This is a genomic window from Nioella ostreopsis (assembly GCF_004000255.1).
In the GTDB taxonomy this organism is placed as follows: Bacteria; Pseudomonadota; Alphaproteobacteria; order Rhodobacterales; family Rhodobacteraceae; genus Nioella; species Nioella ostreopsis.
The window spans coordinates 148642-167689 of the sequence record NZ_RCIQ01000001.1 but is presented as its reverse complement, the minus strand read 5'-3'; the positions used below and the strand labels follow the sequence as shown (position 1 = coordinate 167689).

General features: G+C 62.5%; 19 protein-coding genes. 9 read left to right on the top strand and 10 right to left on the bottom strand.

Annotated features, from left to right (window positions below; genetic code table 11):
* Positions 1-7: 7 nt before the first annotated feature.
* The 5 genes from EP237_RS00890 to EP237_RS00870 all read right to left on the bottom strand — a co-directional run bounded on the left by EP237_RS00890 (position 8) and on the right by EP237_RS00870 (position 4701).
* Positions 8-1261, bottom strand: coding sequence for an FAD-dependent oxidoreductase (locus EP237_RS00890; protein ID WP_127557149.1), 1254 nt, complete (start codon positions 1259-1261; stop codon positions 8-10).
* A 21-nt stretch (positions 1262-1282) separates the two neighbouring features.
* Positions 1283-2131, bottom strand: a complete 849-nt coding sequence (locus EP237_RS00885) for an amino acid ABC transporter permease (RefSeq protein ID WP_240661416.1) — start codon at positions 2129-2131, stop codon at positions 1283-1285.
* Positions 2132-2230: 99 nt separating this feature from the next.
* Complete coding sequence (locus EP237_RS00880) at positions 2231-3064, bottom strand: transporter substrate-binding domain-containing protein (RefSeq protein WP_127557145.1); 834 nt, start codon at positions 3062-3064, stop codon at positions 2231-2233.
* 42 nt (positions 3065-3106) lie between these two features.
* Complete coding sequence (locus EP237_RS00875) at positions 3107-3949, bottom strand: amino acid ABC transporter permease (RefSeq protein ID WP_127557143.1); 843 nt, start codon at positions 3947-3949, stop codon at positions 3107-3109.
* A gap of 2 nt (positions 3950-3951) precedes the next feature.
* A complete protein-coding gene (locus EP237_RS00870; protein ID WP_127557141.1) occupies positions 3952-4701 on the bottom strand; it encodes an amino acid ABC transporter ATP-binding protein in 750 nt (249 codons plus the stop codon).
* Positions 4702-4933: 232 nt separating this feature from the next.
* On the opposite strand from EP237_RS00870, the gene EP237_RS00865 reads away from it, so the two are divergent.
* From EP237_RS00865 to EP237_RS00855, 3 genes are read left to right on the top strand one after another with little or no spacing between them, the layout of a single operon-like run.
* Positions 4934-5512: a carboxymuconolactone decarboxylase family protein gene (locus EP237_RS00865; protein ID WP_127557139.1), complete on the top strand. Its 579-nt coding sequence runs from the start codon at positions 4934-4936 to the stop codon at positions 5510-5512.
* 11 nt (positions 5513-5523) lie between these two features.
* Positions 5524-6114, top strand: coding sequence for a helix-turn-helix domain-containing protein (locus EP237_RS00860; RefSeq protein ID WP_127557137.1), 591 nt, complete (start codon positions 5524-5526; stop codon positions 6112-6114).
* Between the two features lie 9 nt (positions 6115-6123).
* On the top strand, positions 6124-7518 hold the full coding sequence (locus tag EP237_RS00855; RefSeq protein ID WP_127557135.1) for an MATE family efflux transporter: 1395 nt from the start codon (positions 6124-6126) through the stop codon (positions 7516-7518).
* Positions 7519-7570: 52 nt separating this feature from the next.
* Here EP237_RS00855 and iolD read toward each other — a convergent pair whose 3' ends face one another.
* Both iolD and EP237_RS00845 read right to left on the bottom strand, forming a co-directional pair.
* A complete protein-coding gene (gene iolD / locus EP237_RS00850; RefSeq protein ID WP_127557133.1) occupies positions 7571-9430 on the bottom strand; it encodes a 3D-(3,5/4)-trihydroxycyclohexane-1,2-dione acylhydrolase (decyclizing) in 1860 nt (619 codons plus the stop codon).
* Positions 9431-9461: 31 nt separating this feature from the next.
* A complete protein-coding gene (locus EP237_RS00845; RefSeq protein ID WP_420812499.1) occupies positions 9462-9668 on the bottom strand; it encodes an integrase core domain-containing protein in 207 nt (68 codons plus the stop codon).
* A gap of 197 nt (positions 9669-9865) precedes the next feature.
* Between EP237_RS00845 and EP237_RS00840 the strand changes: the two genes are divergently transcribed.
* Positions 9866-10555: a GntR family transcriptional regulator gene (locus tag EP237_RS00840; protein ID WP_164744575.1), complete on the top strand. Its 690-nt coding sequence runs from the start codon at positions 9866-9868 to the stop codon at positions 10553-10555.
* 73 nt (positions 10556-10628) lie between these two features.
* Here the strand turns inward: EP237_RS00840 and EP237_RS00835 are convergent, their stop codons facing one another.
* Both EP237_RS00835 and EP237_RS00830 read right to left on the bottom strand, forming a co-directional pair.
* Entirely contained in the window at positions 10629-11231 is a 603-nt protein-coding gene (locus EP237_RS00835) for a hypothetical protein (protein WP_127557129.1), read from the bottom strand.
* Positions 11232-11252: 21 nt separating this feature from the next.
* Positions 11253-11957: a hypothetical protein gene (locus tag EP237_RS00830; protein WP_164744574.1), complete on the bottom strand. Its 705-nt coding sequence runs from the start codon at positions 11955-11957 to the stop codon at positions 11253-11255.
* A gap of 350 nt (positions 11958-12307) precedes the next feature.
* On the opposite strand from EP237_RS00830, the gene EP237_RS00825 reads away from it, so the two are divergent.
* From EP237_RS00825 to EP237_RS00805, 5 genes are read left to right on the top strand one after another with little or no spacing between them, the layout of a single operon-like run.
* A complete protein-coding gene (locus EP237_RS00825) occupies positions 12308-13642 on the top strand; it encodes an NAD(P)H-dependent oxidoreductase (RefSeq protein WP_127557125.1) in 1335 nt (444 codons plus the stop codon).
* Positions 13632-14648, top strand: coding sequence for a thiamine pyrophosphate-dependent dehydrogenase E1 component subunit alpha (locus tag EP237_RS00820; protein ID WP_127557123.1), 1017 nt, complete (start codon positions 13632-13634; stop codon positions 14646-14648). Before EP237_RS00825 ends, EP237_RS00820 begins: the two co-directional genes overlap by 11 nt.
* Positions 14645-15661 (top strand): alpha-ketoacid dehydrogenase subunit beta, encoded by a 1017-nt coding sequence (locus tag EP237_RS00815; RefSeq protein WP_164744572.1) that lies wholly within the window; start codon positions 14645-14647, stop codon positions 15659-15661. Before EP237_RS00820 ends, EP237_RS00815 begins: the two co-directional genes overlap by 4 nt.
* Positions 15661-16965: an acetoin dehydrogenase dihydrolipoyllysine-residue acetyltransferase subunit gene (locus EP237_RS00810; protein WP_127557121.1), complete on the top strand. Its 1305-nt coding sequence runs from the start codon at positions 15661-15663 to the stop codon at positions 16963-16965. The genes EP237_RS00815 and EP237_RS00810 overlap by 1 nt, the downstream gene beginning before the upstream one ends.
* Positions 16966-16998: 33 nt before the next feature.
* A complete protein-coding gene (locus EP237_RS00805) occupies positions 16999-17991 on the top strand; it encodes a sugar-binding transcriptional regulator (protein ID WP_127557119.1) in 993 nt (330 codons plus the stop codon).
* A gap of 22 nt (positions 17992-18013) precedes the next feature.
* Here the strand turns inward: EP237_RS00805 and EP237_RS00800 are convergent, their stop codons facing one another.
* Complete coding sequence (locus tag EP237_RS00800; protein ID WP_127557117.1) at positions 18014-19009, bottom strand: sugar-binding transcriptional regulator; 996 nt, start codon at positions 19007-19009, stop codon at positions 18014-18016.
* Positions 19010-19048: the final 39 nt, after the last annotated feature.

Here is a 19048-nt window from a genome sequence, read left to right as displayed (position 1 = left end):
GGTTCTCCTACCTCGCCGTCGTCGTGCCGGTTTCCATCACGTAGTCGAGATGGCGGAAGCGGTTGATTGTGAAGGATTCCATCAGCGGATGCGGCCGCCCTGTCGCCACAAGATGCGCCAGCGTCAGCCCCCCCGCCGGGATCGCCTTGTAGCCGCCCCACCAGCCAGCGGTAACGAAGAGCCCCGGCACGTCCGTTTCATCCTGAATGGGCGAGGCATCATGGGCGATATCCAGATGCCCGCCCCACTGGCGCAGGAACTTGAGCTTCTTGAAGGACGGGAAGAGCGACAGCATCGCCGAGACCGTATCCTCGAACACTGTCTGCTTGATATCGCGGCGGAAGCTCTGGCCGGGGTCCGGCGCGCCGCCAATGACCAGCGATCCCTTGTCCGACTGGCTGAGGTAGAAGCCCGCATCGGGGCAGTTCACGATCACATCGACAAGCGGCTTCACCGGCTCCGACACGAAGGCCGTCAGGTTCATGGTCCGCAGCGGCAGTTTCAGCCCCACGGTTTCCGTCAGCGTCGTGGTGTGGCCCGACACGGCCACGGCGACCTTGGGGGCGCGGATCACGCCGCGCGGGGTGTCTACCCCCTCGATCCGCCCATCCGCCCCGCGCAGAAGCTGCGTGACCGGCGTCTGCTGGTGGATCTCGCCCCCCATAGAGTCGATCGCGCGGGCATAGCCCCAGGCCACGGCGTCATGACGGTTGATCGCGGCATCGGTGTGCACGTAGCCGCCCACAACAGGCAGGCGCGCATCGGGGCCACCGCCGGTCAGCGCGGGAATGCGGCGGCGCACCTCGACCTCGGAAATCTGCTCGTAGGTCGAGCCGTAGATATCCATGATATGCTGCCGCCGCCTGCGGTCGCGCATCATCGGGTAGTTCTGGATCACGTCGATCATGCTGCGCTTGGAGTGCATCATGTTGAAATTGAGCTCGCGCGTCATCGCCTCGTAGAGTGCCACCGATTTCACGTAGAACGGGATCGACGCGTCGCGCATGTAGTTCGAGCGGATCGTGATCGTGTTGCGCGCAATATTGCCGCCGCCAAGCCAGCCGCGTTCCAGCACCGCGACATTGGTCAGCCCGTGTTCCTTCGCCAGATAATAGGCGGTGGCCAGCCCATGCCCGCCCGCGCCGATGACAATCACGTCATAGCTGTCTTTCAGCGGCGGGCTGCGCCAGGCGGGGGCCCAGGTGGTGTGCCGGTTGATCCCGTGGCGCAGGAGGGACAAAGCGGAATAGCGTTGCGTCATCTGACCATTCCTTACCCTGAGCTATCGTTCGTCCCGCGTGTTTCGTTTCTCCAGCCGCCCGAACAGACGCGAGAGAGAGAAACACACAACGAAGTAGAAACCGGCCGTGGTGATCCAGGCCTCAAAAATCATGCGGGACGAAGCGACGAGTTCCACCGTCTTGTAGGTCAGCTCCTGCACCGAGATCAGCGAGATGATGGAGCTGTCCTTGATCAGCGTGATGAACTGGTTGGCCAGCGGTGGCACGACCTTTTTCAGCGCCTGCGGCAGCACGATATAGCGCAGTTCCTGCCAGCGGTTCATGCCGATGGACCGGGCGGCCTCGCGTTGGCCCTTGGGAACCGACTGGATGCCCGCGCGGACGATCTCGCCCACGAAGGCGCTTTCGAACAGGGCAAGCACGATCACGCCGGAGACAAGCGAGGGGAAGCGGCGCATTTCGCCGAAGAAGAATTCCCAAACGCCGTTGTTTTCCTGCCGCGCGATGCCGCGCGCCCATCTTTCGAGGTTCAGAGCGTCAATCAGCTGCTGCGAGAGGAAGAAGAAGAAGATGAAGACCACGACAACGGGCGGGATGTTGCGCAGGAATTCAAGGTAGGTGCGCGCCAGCATCCGCACCGTCAGGTTTGCCGAACAGCGGGCAACGCCGAGGATCGTGCCGAGGATCACGGCAAGGATCGAGGCATAGATCGAAATGCGGATCGTCGCGGCAAGCCCCTGCAGAAGGATATTGGCAAAATACTCTTCACGGGTGGTGTGCCAGCCGACGATGTAATTGGGGATCAGGTGCCAGCGCCAGGAATAGTTAAGCGTCCCTTCGATGGTGAACCAGATATAGCTGAAGAACGCCATCAGGACCGCCAGGATCACCCAATCGGGCCATCTGAATTTTCGAAAGAACCTGATCACGGTGCCGGCCTGTCTGAGAAGGGGTGAAGGGGCGGCGGAACCGCCCCTTCTCGTTAGGGTTTACTGAGCGACCTGATCGGCCCAGTCTTCGGTGGCGAACCAGTAGTCGTGGCGTTCTTCCAGCCAGCCAGACCGCCACTGCTGCGCGATCCAGTTGTTGAAGTAGTTCAGCGCATCCGGGTCGCCGCGACGCACGGCAAAGCCTTCGCCACGCGGATCGAAGAGCTGGTCGAAGGGCACGTAGAGCACATCGGGGTGACGGCCCGCCTCGCGGTTGGGCGAGGGCTGAGAGGCCATGGTTGCGTGCGCGTTGCCGTTCAGTACTTCTTGCGCGGCGGCTCCGTCCTCATCGAAGAGAAGCAGCTGCGCTTCGGGGAAGCGGTCCGCAATCACCACGGCGGGGGTGGCGCCGCGGCGGGCAGCGAAGATCACGTCAGGCGAATTCAGATCCGCCATCTCCATACCTTCCGTCATCTCGCGATTGGCCAGGATGGCCAGGCCTGAATAGGCATAGGGATCGGTAAAGTTCACGGTCAGGTTCCGCTGTGAAGTCACCGACATGCCCGAGATGATCACGTCGAAATTGCCCGCCAGCAGGGCCGGAATGATGCCGTCCCAAGCGGTCGGGACGAATTCCACCTCGACGCCCATGTCCTCGGCCAGTTGGCGGCCCACGTCGAGTTCGAACCCGATGAGGTCGCCGTTCACGTCGCGCATGGACCACGGCACGAAGAGCGACAGGCCGATACGGATCACGCCCTCTTCCTGGATCTGGGTGATGACGCTGTCAGAGATCAGCGCCTGCGACGCGCTTTGCGCCGCGGCGGGAAGGGCAACGCCCGCCGCCATGGCCGCGCCGAGGGCGGCCCCGAACAGTCTGCGAGTAATCGTCATTGTATGTCTCCTTGTTGGATCATTAGGGACTTGGTGCTCTTGTTATTGGTCAACGGCGTATCTGCGTTCGAGATACGAGACGCCGACAGACAGGATCAGCGTGACCACCATGTAGACGGCGGCCACCGTGAACCAGATTTCGAAGCTCATGAAGGTGTCGGAAATGATGTTGCGCCCGATGGTGGTCAGCTCTGCCACCGCGATGACGCTGACGATGGCGGAGCTCTTGATCAGATGCACCGCCTCCCCGGTCATCGGCGGCAGCATGAAACGCACCGATTGCGGCAGGATGATGTAGCGATAGGTCTGGCCTGTGGTCATCCCGATGGATTTCGCGGCCTCCCACTGGCCCTTGTCCACGGCATTGATCCCGGCGCGGAAGATCTCGGAAATCAGGGCGGAATGGAACACAGCCAGCGTCAGGATCGAGGCCCAGTAGCGGTCGAACCCGAAGATGGGGCCAAGAACGTAGTAGAAGAGGTAAAGCAACACCAGCAGCGGGATGTTGCGGATCAGTTCGAGAAACCCGATCGACACGGCCGTGCCCATGACCAGCCCCGACAGGCGCAAGAGCGCCACCAGAAGCCCAAGTGCCACGGCAAGCGCGAAGGCCGTGGCGGACAGCTGGATCGTCGCAAGAAGACCGTGGAAGATTTCGCCCAGTTGAAACCCGTCATCGGTGAAACTGTAGAGAAACTGCGGAACCCGGTGCCATTGCCAGTTGTAGCCCATGTTCTGCGCGCCGGTGAAAGAACCATAGATGATCAGCCCCATCACCGCGAAATAGATCGCCACGGAAACACCGGTGGACGAAAGAAATCGCTGAAACGCCGGGCGTTGCGGCAGCGGCTGGCCCCGGAGGCCGGACAGGTCCGGTGCGCTCATCCTTAGTGCTCCAGAATCTGGTCGAGGAACAGCCGACAGCGCTCGGATGAAGGATTGGTGAAGAACCGGTCTGGCGGAGAGACCTCGACGATTTCACCAGCTTCCATGAACACCATCGTATCGGCGACCTTGCGGGCAAAGCCCATCTCGTGCGTCACCACGACCATGGTCATGCCGGACTGGGCCAGTTCGACCATGACGTCCAGCACTTCGTTGATCATTTCAGGGTCAAGGGCCGATGTCGGTTCATCAAACAGCATGATCCGCGTTTCCATGCAGAGCGAGCGGGCGATGGCCACGCGCTGCTGCTGGCCGCCGGACAGCTGTGCGGGATACTTGTCCGCCTGTTCGGGAATATGGACGCGGTCCAGGTATTTTCTGGCGGTGGCCTCGGCTTGCGCACGGCCTTGCCTGCGCACCTTCATCGGGCCGATCATCAGGTTTTCCAGAACCGTCAGGTGCGGAAACAGGTTGAACTGCTGGAAGACCATCCCGACTTCCTGCCGCAGCCTGCGCATGTCCTTGGATTGCTCGTGCACTTCGACGCCGTCGATGACCAATTGGCCGGAATTGTGCCATTCCAGCCCGTTGAAACAGCGAATAAGAGTGGATTTGCCGGACCCGGACGGGCCGCAGATCACCATTTTCTCACCTTGGTGGACCGTCAGGTTGACGTCTTTCAGCGCATGGAAATCGCCATAGAACTTGTCGAGATTCGTGACCTCGATGATTGGGTCGGACACACCTGTCATGACAGGAAGGCCAAATCGGCACCACCGACGGGCCACATGGCGCAGCCCGGTCGGGCCGCCCCCGATCCTGTGCAGTTCCACCGCATAAGCAATTCCCCAGCCCCTGAATCTGTTGCGCGTCGCTGAATAAGGTTGCGCGAGGCGCAATAATTCGTCAATAAAAAATGTAGCACGAATGTGGATCGAAACCACAGCGCATAGTTTTTGAGCACATAGACGTGAAGGAGCGACCATGTCCGCCTGGATCAGAATGCTTTCGGATGACGAGGCCGACGCGCCCCTGAAAAAGGCCCTCGACTTCGCCCGGACGCCACATGGCACCGTCGATAACGTGATGCGTGTGCATTCCCTGCGCCCCAGCACAATGAACGGCCATGTGGTTCTGTATCGCGCCTGCCTGCATGATGACAGCAACACCGTGCCGATGTGGTTTCAGGAGGTCATCAGCTCGTATGTTTCGACGCTCAACGATTGCCCCTATTCCTACGCCAATCACTGGGCGAACGCGCGCCATCTGATCGGCGACGACGCCCGCGCGGACAATGTCGAAGACGCCTTGCAGGCGCGTCGCCCGGAAGATGCGTTCGACGGGGCGGAACTGGCCGCATTGCGCTATGCGGCGAAGCTGACTCTGCATCCCGGCAAGATCGAAAAGGCGGATGTGGACGGGCTGCGCGCCGCCGGATGGGATGACGGCGAGATCCTGGAGATCAACCAGATCGTCGGATATTTCAACTACGCCAACAGGTTGCTCAACGGGCTCGGGGTCACGACCGACGGCGACGTCGTGGGCTACTACAAGAAGGACTAGGGGCGCGGCACATGCGGACAGAGGACCCACCCGGCAAGCTGATCGACAGAGCCATCGGTGCCTCGCTGAAAGAACTGCGCCACCAACGGGGCCATTCCGCACGGTCCCTTGCCGATCTTTCGGGCGTCTCCGCCGCCATGATCAGCCGCATCGAAAACGGCCTCGTCTCGCCCTCCATCGGCACCCTCGCCGCTTTGGCCGAAGCGCTGGAAGTGCCGATTATCTCGCTGTTCCGAGAAGCCCAGACCGACCACACGGATTTCACGCTGGTACGTCACGGCGAGGGGTTGAAATCGACCCGGATTACCGACGACCACCAGCACGAATATATCAACCTCGCTATCCATGCCCGCAAGGATCTGCGGTTTCAGGCAAGGCGGGTAACCTTGCTTCGCGAGGGCGGCCCGCCCCCCACCTATGTCGGTCATGGCGTCGTTTTCGTTCAGGTGCTTGCAGGCGAAGCGGTCTATCGCTACGGGCAGCAACACCTGACCCTGCGCGCAGGGGACAGCATCAGCGTGGATGCCGAGCTCAACCATGGGTTCGTCGAGGTGCTGAGCCCCGAATTCACCTTCCTGACCGTTCAGGCCGAAAGACCGTGAGGCCCTGACATGGCACGCCCCATCGACAACGATCTGACCGAGGGGGCCATCGCCGGCCATTTCCGCACGCTTGCCATTCCCGGTGCCTTGGGGATGCTGTTCAACACGCTTTACAACATCGTCGACATGTATTTCGCGGGGCTGCTCGGGACCAGCGCGCAGGCGGGAATCGCGCTTGGCTTTCAGGCGTTTCACATCGCCATGTCAGTTGGGGTCGGGCTTGGGGCGGCCATGGGCGCGCTGGTCGGCAACGCCCTTGGGGCGCGCAACCGGCGTCAGGCCCGGCGCACCATCGCGCAGGGCATCGTCTACGGGGTGACGGCGGCCATTGTGCTCGGCCTTGCGGGGCTGTGGTATGGCCCGCTGATCATTCGGCTGGTGTCAGAGGCCGGAGCCTATCAGGATGCGGGCATTCGCTATTTCCAGATCCTGTCGCTGGCCCTGCCCGGCTTTCTGGTTGCCTTCGGCTGCAACGGTGTCTTGCAGGCCCATGGCGACGGCCGGTCGATGCAGCGGGCGCTGATGGTGGCGTTCGTTGCCAATATCGGCCTCAACCCGCTGTTCATCTATGGCATTCCCGGCCTCTGGTCCGGCATCGGCTTCGACGGGCTGGCGGCCTCGACCGTGGTCAGCCAGACCGGGGTGATGCTCTACATGCTGCGGCAGGTCTTTCGCCTGCGCACCATGGCCCGGCTGAGGGCGCGCAACTTTCGCCCGCGCGCCGACCGCTTCCGCGAGATCTCTCTCCAGACGCTGCCGACGGCCACCTCGATGCTGGTGATGTTCCTCTCCGGCTTCGTCGTGCAATACGCGCTGAAAGGGTTTGGCGAACATGCCGTGGCAGGCTTCGGTCTCGGGATCAGGCTGGAACAGATCCTGCTGCTGCCGGTCTTCGGCGTGACCGGTGCGCTGCTGCCAATTGCCTCGCAGAATTTCGGCGCCGGGGATTACGAGCGTGTCAGGGAAGCGTTGCGCTTTTGCTGGAAGGTCGGCTTCATCATGACCGCCACGGCCGCACCCATCCTGTGGATTTTCGGCAGCACCATCCTGTCGGTCTTCACCGATGACCCCGAGGTGATCCGGGTCGGCACGATCTATCTGCGCATCGACGGGGTGATCCTGCCCGTCTACATGATGCTGTTCTCCATCAACGGGCTGCTTCAGGCGCTCAAGCGCCCCATGGCAACAGTCTGGATCAGCCTCTACCGTCAGGGGTTCGGCATCGCCTTCTTCATATGGCTGTTCGTCGGCATCTGGGGCTTTGACGAACATGGCGTCTGGTTCGGTGTCGCCTGTGCGGTGATCTCGGGCCTTGGCCTGTCGCTATGGATCGCAAACCGCGTGGCCGCGCAGGAAATGGGCGGGCTGTGGCGCGGTCCGGCGAAGCGGGCGCCGGTGACATAAACGCCACCGCCCCGGCTCGTCAGCATGTCTGGCCCCGAGGCGACGCAGCCCCTCAGACCCCCGGCCGCTGTTTCTTGCGGAACTCTTCCTGACCGCTGCGCGCGGCCCGCACGCCCTCACGCTCGGACACCTCTGGCACGCCCACATACCAATCGGCCCCGCCCGGTGTCCACGCATGGGCATCCGAAGCGATGGTCAGAACCGTGGTCCGGTCGGTTCCCTGCGCCCAGTCCATTGCGGCCTCCAGATCGGCGAGGCTGTCGCAATGGCGCGCATAGGCCCCCATGGATTCAGCATGCTTGGCAAAGTCGACATGGAGCGGATTGTCCCTGTTCAGCACCCGCGAATCCTTGAGCAGGTTGTTGAAACCCGCCCCGCCCATGCCGGTCTGCAGCCGGTTGATGACGCCGAACCCGCCATTGTCGCAGACCACGACGATCATCTTGTGGCCTGACAGGACCGATGAGTAGATGTCGGAATTCATCATCATGTAGGACCCGTCGCCCACCATGACGATCGGGGTGCCCTCGCCACCCTTGGCCATCGCGTGACCCCAGGCCCCGGCGATCTCGTACCCCATGCAGGAAAAACCGAATTCGCAATCAAATGTGTTGGGGCTTTTCACCCGCCAGTTCTTGACCGTCTCTCCCGGCAGGCCGCCCGCTGCCGTCACCATCGTATCCTCTGGCTTGGCCATCTTGTTCACCACGGCGATGACCTGCGCGTAGCTGGGGGGTGTTGTGTTGGTCGGGGCCTGGCCCTCGTCCAGCATGCGGTTCCAGTCGGCATAGAGCCGCTGCGCATCCGCCATACGGGCCGGATCGCAGGCCCAATTCCCAAGCGCATCATCCAGATCGGCCAGCGATTCCAAAGCATCGCCCACAACCGGCAGCGACCGGTGCTTCAGCGCATCGAAACGCGCCGCGTTGATATTGATGAACCGGGTATCGTCGCCGAAGGTGGTCCAGGATCCGGTGGTGAAATCCTGCAACCGCGTGCCGACCGCGATCACCACATCGGCGCTTTCCGCAAGAGCCTTTGCCGCATCGGTGCCTTCAATTCCCAACGGGCCGACATATGCGGGATGATCATGCACAACCGCCCCCTTGCCCGCGATGGTTTCGGCCATCGGGATGCCGCGCGCCGTTGCGAACTCCGCCAGCGCCGCGCCTGCACCGGAATAGCGCACCCCGCCCCCTGAGATGATCAGCGGTGCCTTTGCGGTTCGCAACAGGTCCACCGCCGCCGCGACCTGATCGCGCGACGGGCGCGGGCGCGGGATCGTCCACAGCCGTTCCTCGAAGAAGGCCACCGGGTAGTCATAGGCCAGTTCCTGCGTGTCCTGCGGCAGGCCAATGAAGGCCGGGCCGCAATCCGCCGGGTCCAGCATGGTGGCAATGGCCTGCGGCAGCGACGACAGGATCTGCGCGGGATGGGTGATCCGGTCCCAATACCGGCTGACCGGCTTGAAGCCATCGTTCACGGTCGTCGTGGGATTTCCGAAATGTTCCACCTGCTGCAACACCGGATCCGGCAGCCGGTTGGTGTAGGTATCGCCAGCCAACAACAAAAGCGGCAGGCGGTTGGCATGGGCCACACCTGCGGCGGTGATCATGTTGGTCGCACCGGGCCCTACCGAGGAGGTGGCAATCATGATCTGCCGCCGCAGCCTGGCCTTGCCGTAACCGATCGCGGCCAGCGCCATGGATTGCTCGTTCTGGCCACGCCAAGTGGGCAGCCTGTCCTGCACCGTCTCCAGCGCCTCTGCCAGACAGGTCACATTGCCATGACCGAAAATGCCGAACACCCCCGCAAAAAGCGGCACGCGCTCGCCCTCGATTTCCGTGAACTGGTTGCAAAGATAGCGGACCAAGGCCTGCGCCATGGTCAGACGAACCGTTTCGTGGGGCATGCCGCTTCCTCCTGCGATGCTTTTCGACAGTTTATGAAGTATTCATTGTCAATGCAATAGTCACGCAATATTTGTTGCATATACACAGCCACTCGGTGGCGATCTGCTGCAACTCGTCGATGGTTTCGCAGATGCGGAGGTCCAGCCTTTCCTGCCCGATCGTCCGGTTGTTGCGCTCGACTCTGGCGTTCTGCTGGGGCTTGGCGGGCGGGATGCGGGTCAGGGGCTGGCAGACCAATTCCAACCGGTCTCCACAAGGACAACCGCCCTGCCCATCTGTATACCGAGTTGGCTGGCACGTGCCGGCTACGCCTCCTCAGGCCAGGGTATTCCGGCGGTGCCTCCGACAGGTCTTAGGGACAACAGTCTTGACTGTGGCAGTCAAATCCAGTTTTTCCGAAGTCTGAATACAGAATGCAGGAGTCTTGGGTCGCCATGGAGACTCTCAAGCCAAGTACCAGTATCGCGGACCAAGTCTACGATGTCGTCGCGGAAGAAATCTGCACGGGCCAAATTGCGGCTTGTGAGCATCTGGTGCAGGAACACCTGGCAGCACGGCTCGGCGTTTCGCGTCAGCCTGTGCAGCAGGCGCTGCTTCGGCTTCGCCTGGACGGGCTGGTCGAGCGAACGGGCAAACGCGGCCTTCGGGTTGCGCCCCTCGATATGGACCGCATCCGCAATCACTATGCCATTCGCGGCGTTCTGGACGGCCTCGCCGCAAGAGAGGCGGCACGCCGCATTCGTGCCGATGCGGACGCCAAACGGGATCTGAAAACCCGGGGACTTGAGATTTTGCGCCGGGGCGAGGCCGCCGTCGTGGCCGAAGATGTTGCCGAGCAAGTGCGCCAGGATGCGGCTTTGCACCAGTTGTTTTATGCTGCGTCAGGCAATCCGTTGCTGGCCAAGACGGCTGAACCTCACTGGCGCGTTCTGCGTCGCGCAATGAACGAAACCTTGCGCCAAGGCGATCTGCCGCAAGAGATCTGGCGACAGCACGCGGAGATTCTCGATGCCATCCTTGCTGGCGATTCCGAGGCGGCGGAAGACCTCATGACCGCGCATTCTCTGGATGCGGCGGATTCCCTCCGCGCAGCCTACGCGACCAAGACAGTCAAAACCAGTTGAACACGGGCTTCCCCCCTACAGCGCCTGTCGTCAGGGGGCTCCGGCTGGATTGTGACTGACGGCCGTCAGAAATTCACCTGAGATGACCACCGGTTTGACCCGGCTGCCCAGTGGCAAGACGGAAGCCCGGCCGCCCCCTGAAAATCTGCGGGACGTCCCATGCCGGTTCACATCCGGCAAAGAGATCCAGGAATCCGATCGCCCGCGACGGGTCTTCGGAGGTATTTTCCTTGAAGCTCCACCAGGTTCGCAGATCGCCCAGCTTACCGCTCTGATATTGCCGTTCGCCGTAGTCTGACCGCAGCACCTGGCCCCTGACACTCAGGCAGAATGCAACGTAGAGATATCCTTCCGGCCAGAAATGCGCGGGATCGTTTTCCTGCGCGGCCTTGGGCCTCGCGCTGACGCTCGAAGGGGTGTGGCGGATCAGGGCCCGCAGCATCAGCCCGGCCGCGAAACCGACATAGGCGGCGTTGCTGCGGGAATCGGCAGGTTTCTGAGCTTCGAAATCCTTCAGCCAGTCGGCAAAGGCCAATGCCAGGTCATGCCGGTCAGTGCGGTATGTGAAACCGGTTTCCTGCTCGGTCACATGTTGCTGGTGTTCAAATGCCTCGAACAACCAACGCAATCGCTGCGCTTCCTTGTGCAAGGCCAATGCGCTGTCGGGTTCGGTCATGAGGATTTGCATGGTCGATTCCTAAAGGTGCGTTGCGAGGTTGCGCAGCTGTGCTGTACGGGCTGCCCTGGACAGCTTGCCCGAGGCAGTCGCATCAGCTGTCGACCGTGTCAGGGCCTGCGCCATGTCCAGCAGGGCAAGCTCTTGGGTTGTGGAGGCCGCGCGCTCTGCCAAGAGCCAAACCAGGGCCGAACTGACGATGTCTTCGCAGGCCAGTTCGATCCCGTTCTCTGTCCCGACGGGCGAACCCGGCAGCATCAGGATCGCACCCGATCCGATGATCGTTTCCAGAATAGCCGCAGCCCTTTGCGTCTCAGTGCTGTCGTGGCACTCGGCCAGCTTGCACAAAAGTCCTGCCGTTACCGCTTCACTGAACAGCATATGGTGCAGGCCCTCATGGTCACGCCCGAGATGCTGCCACGCGAAGCCGAGGCATCTGGCGCAGGCCTCTGCATCTGCGGTGCGGTCGCTCCTGCCGATGACGAATGCCTGAGCGCGTTCAAGCGTGGCAGCATCAAGCGGTGCTGCGTTTTCTTCACGCGTCAAAGTCTCAAGGGTGCGCAGTCCGCCTTCAACGGCGTCGCGCAATGGAAGCGGTAGATGTGGCGAGATTGGACGAAGCGCATCCTGCGCCAGCCCGGCCATGTGGGTCACACCACGCAAGGCGTCGCGCAGGACGGACGCACCGAGACCGGGTGACAGAGATGGCGGGAAAGGATGGGTCATCGCCCCTGCCCCGCCAGCGGTGCGAAACGGATCTTCGCCCACACACCACCAGAGACCGCCAAGGGGTCTGGTCGGTGAACCATTGTGTCGAAATCGTGCATTTGTTCTTCCTATAGTCATAATGTTCGATCTCTTCTCCCAGATTCCCTTGGCAATGCAGGGGCGTCTCGTGACAAGACTATCCTTTTTCGCTGAAATCTTCCAGAAAAATCGGAACCCGCTTGGGTTTTCGCGTTCCATCGCCTCGCCGTGTTTGAACATTTTTATTGACAGATATACTTTAGTTCATCTACTGCGGGACCAACGGCCGAAAGGCAATCCTCCACGCATTCAGAAAGGGATCGCAGAACATGCCTTCAAACATTGCCCTCACCGGCCTCGCCAAGGATCTCGCCGCCCGCGCCGACACCGGAAGGCCGGTTCGCATCGGCCTCATTGGCTCCGGTGAGATGGGCACCGACATCGTAACTCGGGCCGCCATGATGGATGGGGTCGATGTGGCCGCAATCGCGGAGCTGAACCTGCCCTCCGCGCACAAGGCTGTCGAAATCGCCCGCATGGGTACGGGCCATAGTCAGGACGCAGGCACGACCGATGCCATCAACGCCGCCATCGAAAGCGGCAAGACCGCCATTACAGACAATGCCGACGCGCTGCTGGAATCAGGCCTGATCGACGTGGTGATCGACGCCACCGGCGTGCCAGCCGTCGGCGCCGAAATCGGGCTGCGCGCGATGGAGCGCGGCAAGCATCTGGTGATGATGAATGTCGAGGCCGATATCACCATCGGCTCCTACCTGCGCCGCGAGGCCGACCGGCTCGGCGTCATCTACAGCCTCGGCGCGGGCGACGAGCCGTCCTCCTGCATGGAGCTGATCGAATTCGTCTCGGCCATGGGGCACCGCATCGTGTGCGCCGGAAAGGGCAAGAACAACCCGCTGAACATCGACGCCACGCCCGACGCCTATGCGGCCGAGGCTATCGCGCGGCACATGAACCCGCGCCTTCTGGTGGAATTCGTCGACGGGTCGAAGACCGCCGTGGAAATGGCCGCGATCGCCAATGCCACCGGGCTGATCCCGGATTGTGACGGCATGCATGGCCCCGCCGCCGGGCCGAAGGAACTGGCCAAGGTGCTGATCCCGAAAAAGGATGGCGGTATCCTGTCGGATATCGGCCGGGTGGATTATTCCATCGGCAAGGGCGTCTCCCCCGGGGTTTTCGTCATCGCCGAGGCCGAACATCCGCGCATCCACGAACGCATGCGCGACCTGAAGATGGGCGACGGCCCCTATTTCGAGTTTATCCGCCCCTATCACCTGACCTCGCTGGAGGTGCCGCTGACCTGTGCCCGCGTCGTGCTTTATGGCAAGGCAGATATGGTTCCGCTCGACAAACCGGTGGCCGAGGTCTGTGCCGTTGCCAAGCGCGATCTGAAGCCCGGCGAGAAACTGGACCAGATCGGCGAATACACCTACCGCGCTTGGGCCATGCAAGTGTCCCGCGCGCAGGCGGCCCAGGCTCTGCCCGCAGGAATGCTGACTGGCGCCGTCGTCACCGCCCCGATCCGCAAGGGCGAGCTGATCACCGCCAAAAACGCAACTCTCCCGAACACCAAGCTCGTCGCGCTGCGCAAGCGGCAGGACGAAATGCTTTATGGCAAGGAACTGGCCGATGTCCACTGACAGGAACGACGACAGCAACATCCCCTATGCGATCCGGACTCATACGCCGGAGAAGCTGAAGGATGCCCTGCGCAAGATGTATCTCATCCGCAAGTTCGAAGAGGGGGCCGAGGAAAGCTATACCCGTGGTCTGATCCACGGCACCATGCACCTGTGCATCGGGCAAGAGGCCAGCAGCGTCGGCACCTGCCTGTCGCTGACGGATGCCGACAAGATCACCTCGACGCATCGCGGCCATGGCCACTGCATCGCCAAGGGTGCCGATGTCGCCAAGATGTTTGCCGAGTTTTTCGGCAAGGAAACTGGCTATTGCCGAGGCCGTGGCGGGTCGATGCATATCGCGGATCCGTCAAAGGGGAACCTCGGGGCCAATGGCATCGTCGGTGGCGGGCTTCCCATTGCTGTTGGCGCGGCGTTGTCGGCAAAGCGGCTTGGGCGCGACGATGTTACCATCTGCTTCTTCGGGGACGGGGCCAATAACGAAGGCGCCTTCCATGAATCGGTGAACATGGCCGCCGTGTGGAAGCTGCCGGTCGTCTTCGTTTGCGAGAACAACAAGTATGGCATGTCGACCTCGATCCAGCGCTCGACCTCGGTCAAGTCCATCGCCGACCGGGCCAAGGGCTATGACATCCCGGGCGTATCCGTAGACGGCAACGACATCTCGGCCGTGGCCGAGGCGATCGACGGCGCTGTCGCGCGCGCCCGCGCTGGCGAGGGCCCCTCTCTGGTGGAAAACGTCACCTATCGCTGGCGTGGACATTCCAAGTCCGACCGCAACCGCTATCGGACCAAGGAAGAGATCTCCGATTGGATGGCGCGTGACCCGATCCCACGTTTTGCCGCCGATCTGATCGCCCATGGCATTCTGACCGAGGCAGAGCTTGCGGACATCGACGCTGGCACGGACCGCGAAATTGCCGAGGCAATCGAATTCGCCCGCGGCGGTCCCGACCCGGACATCACCCAACTGACCCGCGACGTCTACACGGAGACGGCAGCATGAACACGCATGTAGAGATTGAAGCCCCAACCCGCGAGTTGAGCTACGCAGAGGCCATCCGTGAGGCGATGGATATCGCCCTCGGATCGGACCCGGCCGTCGTTCTGATGGGCGAAGACATAGGCGTCTACGGCGGCGCCTTTCAGGTGACCGGCGATCTCGTCCATAAGTACGGCGAGGACCGCGTGATCGACACGCCAATTTCCGAACTTGGCGGGGCCGGTGTCGCGGTTGGCGCGGCGCTGACGGGCCTTAAGCCAATTTTCGAGTTTCAGTTCTCGGACTTTGCCGCCCTGGCCATGGAACAGATCGTCAATCAGGCCGCCAAGGTACGCTACATGCTTGGCGGATCGGTCTCCGTCCCCCTTGTGATGCGCTTTCCGGCTGGATCCGGCACCGGCGCGGCAGCGCAGCACTCGCAGAGCATCGAAGCCTGGCTCGGCCACGTTCCGGGGCTGAAAGTGCTGCAGCCGTCGACGCCCGAAGACGTCAAGGGCATGCTGCTGGCGGCCCTCGCGGATCCCGATCCCGTGATGATCTTCGAGCACAAGATTCTCTACAAGATGAAGGGCCACGTGCCCGAGGGTTACTACACCACCCCAATCGGCAAAGCCGCCGTGCGGCGCGAGGGCAAGGATGTGACCATCGTTGCAACCTCGCTGATGGTCCACAAGGCGCTGGCTGCGGCCGAGACGCTGGCTGCAGATGGCATCGAGGCCGAAGTGATCGACCTGCGCACGGTCCGTCCGATGGACCGGGACACGGTGCTCGACTCCGTGCGCAAGACCGGCCGTCTGGTCTGCGTCTATGAAGGTGTGAAAACGCTCGGAGTCGGGGCCGAGATCTCGGCCATGGTCGCCGAAAGCGACGCGTTCGACTTCCTCGATGCGCCGATCATCCGGCTTGGCGGCGCGGAATGCCCGATCCCCTACAACCCGGAACTGGAAAAGGCGGCGGTGCCACAGATGCCTGACATCCTGAACGCGGCCCGGTCGCTGGCGAAAGGACAGATCTGATGCCCGTTGAAGTCATCATGCCCAAGGTCGACATGGACATGGCCAGCGGCAAGATCATGTCATGGCATGTCGGCGAGGGTGAAGCGGTGGCCAAGGGTGCGCCGCTCTTCGACATCGAAACCGACAAGGCCGCGATGGAGATCGAGGCCCCTGACGCCGGCGTTCTGCACTTTGCCGCGCCAGAAGGGTCCGAGATCCCCATCGGCGAAGCAGTGGCCTGGCTTTATGCCGATGGGGAGGCGATCGGCGAACAGCCCAAGCCCTTTGCCATCTCTGGTGCCAATACCCCTGCTCCGGCCCCGGCAGCGGCGCCCGCCCCGGACCACTCGTCCGAGGCTGCCAGCGTCGTGTCCCGGCCTTCCGATGCCGAAGCCGTTCCCACGGCGGATCGGCCCCGCGCCACCCCAAGCGCCCGCCGGCTGGCCCGAGAGGCCGGGTTGGGAATTGATGCCATTCCCGGCACCGGCCCGCGCGGCCGCGTGCAGGCCGAGGATGTCCGGTCCGCCCTGAACAGCGTCGCCACCCTTTCCGCACCGCCCGGCTTCACTTCGGAAACCGGCCCGCTCGCGGTGACCCGCAGCAAGGGCGGGACGGGAACCCCGGTCGTTCTCCTGCATGGGTTCGCCAGCGATGCGCCCAGTTGGGCCCCGCTTGAGCCATATCTCAAGCATCGCCCATTGATCCGCATCGAGCTGCCCTGTCATGGCAAGTCTCCAAGGCGACGGTTCCCCGGATTTGCAGATCTCGTGAAGGAACTGCGCCACGCCTTCGACGCGCTGCAGCTGGATCAGGCACATCTGATCGGCCACAGCCTCGGAGGCGCCCTGAGCCTGGCACTGGCCGATACGCGGCTACGCTCCATTGCCTCGCTGACGCTGATTGCGCCTGCAGGTCTGGGGCCTGAAATCAACGGCTCGGCACTGACTGGCATTTGCAGGGCGACCCGCGCAGAGAGCCTGGGACCGTGGCTGAAATCGCTGGTCGCGGAAGAGAAACTGGTCACGGAATCCTACATCCGCCTTGCAATGGCAGGGCGTAGCGACCCAGCCCTGCGCGCCGCCCAGGTGGCGCTGGCCGATACGCTTTTCCCTGACGGGGTACAGGCCTTCGACCTGCGCGCCGCGCTTGATCGGGTCGAGGTGCCCACCCGGATCATCTGGGGCAAACGGGATGCAATCATTCCGTGGAACCATGCGCTGCGGGCACCGGGCCGCGTCGCTCTGCACCTCTTCGACGGGATCGGTCACATGCCGCAGATCGAACAACCCGATCTGGTCGGTAAGATCTTGCGGGCTGCGGTGTGATCGCGCCAATCCCACCGTGTCGCGGGGGCGAATATGTCTGAGGCTGTTCAAAAAACCCACAGGCCGCCCCCGGACCGGGTCTCTGGTGACCCGCACCAGCAGCTGCGCATTCGGGCGGCGTGGCTTTATCATATCGAGGGGATGACCCAGTCTGATGTGGCCGAGGCGCTTGGCGTCAACCGGATCATGATCACGCGCCTGCTGTCTGACGCGAGGAAGCGCGGCGACGTGGTCATCCGCATCCGCGCGCAGATTGCGCCGTTGCTCGAAATGCAACAGGCGCTCGAACGGCGATTCCGGCTGAAGAGGGCCATCATTGCCCCGGTCGATGGTCGGGACGTCGATCCGACACGCGCCATTGCCGCCGCTGCGGGAGCCTATGTCTCGGAGTTGATGGAAGACGACCTGACCGTCGGTGTCGGGTGGGGCCGTACCCTGCACAGGATGCTGCCCTATGTCGAGGGACGGGCGCTGGCTGGCGTGCGCGTGGTGTCGCTGCTTGGCGGTATCGCGCAGGCCCGCCGCTTCAACCCGGCCGAATTCGCGTGGCAATTCGCGGAATTGTTCGAAGCCGAGGGCTACCTGATCCCAGCCCCCGCCATCGTGGACTCTCCGACGACGAAGCACGCGCTTCTGGAATATTGCGGGCTGGACCAGATCCTTCAGCTTGCCCAGTCCTGCGACATCGCGCTGTTGTCCTGCGGCGGGATATCCGCGATGACCACATCCTATCGCTCGGGCCACATTTCAGAGGCCGAACGCCTGTCCCTGATCGAGGCCGGCGCGGTCGGCGATATTCTTTACAATTTCCTGGATTCGGATGGCGAAGTGCTGAACCACCCGATCAATCAACGGGCGATCTCCATGCCGCTCGATGCGCTTCGTCGCATTCCCCGAAAGGTCTTGATCTCCGGCGGCCTCGACAAGCTGGAGATCATCCATGCGACCCTGAAGGCGCTCGGACCCGGTGTCTTCATCACCGACGAGACCACGGCCAAAGCGCTTCTTGAGGATGGCGGAGACTGATCGGGACGGTGCCCCTTGCAGATCACTCGACCGCGATCCGCTCCGCGACAATGGAGTCCGTAATCAGAACGCGCGGCTTGAGCAGCTTGATAGAGGCCCGGATCGCGGTCAGCTTGCTCCAGCCCCCCGACGCGAGGATGACTTCGCGCGCGCCGCTCAGGTCATTGGGGTGTACGGCAAGCACCCGGTCGTTGACCGGATGGTCAATCACCCGCCCCTCGGCGTCGATGAAACGGCACAGTACGTCCCCGATCGCACCGGCGCGTTCCAGCGAGATGATCTCGTCATGGGTCAGCAGCCCGTAGCGGGTGAAGATCGATTCAGGCGAAAGATCCCCGACCGAGACCACGGCCAGATCGAGCCGTCGCGCCCGCTCGACCACCTCGGAAATGCCGTGATGGTTCATCAATGCCTCGCGGCTGGCGGCATCCGGGGCGAAGACGGGGGCCGCGACCATGTAGCATTCTGCGGCCAACCGATCCGCGACCCGCCATGCGAAATCCGAGGGATTGACCCGGTTGACCTTGGTCAGACCGCCCAGAAGCGAGATCACCGAAATGCCCGAAGGCTGGCGCTGTTCGATCGCCGGAATACCCGACGTCAGGGTCCGGCCCCATCCAAGACCGACACTCATGTCCGGCCCGATCCGGTCCGACAGATATGCCCCAAGCTCAGCGCCAAGAATATCTGGCAGGTCCGACGGCTCCTGCGGAGAGGGCACGACGATCACGGTGTCGAAGCCGTATTTGCTCTTCAGTTCCGCTTCCAGCTCGACGCAGCGCGACAGGCGCGTGGTTACCCGGATCTGCACTGTTCCGTCTGACCGGGCCTGTGCGAGGATCCGCAGGACCTTCGACCGGTTGCTGCCGACGATCTGGGCAATCTCGTCCTGTGTCTTGCCCTCCATGTAGTAGAGCCAGGAAACCCTTGTCTTCAAGTCATCAGGCGTACCGGAGCCGATGGACACAGCCTCTATGGTATCGAGGTCCGACTCTCTTTCTCTGGATAACTTCGACATGTCTCTCCCCTAACCCCACTGTTTCATGAATGCCGTAAA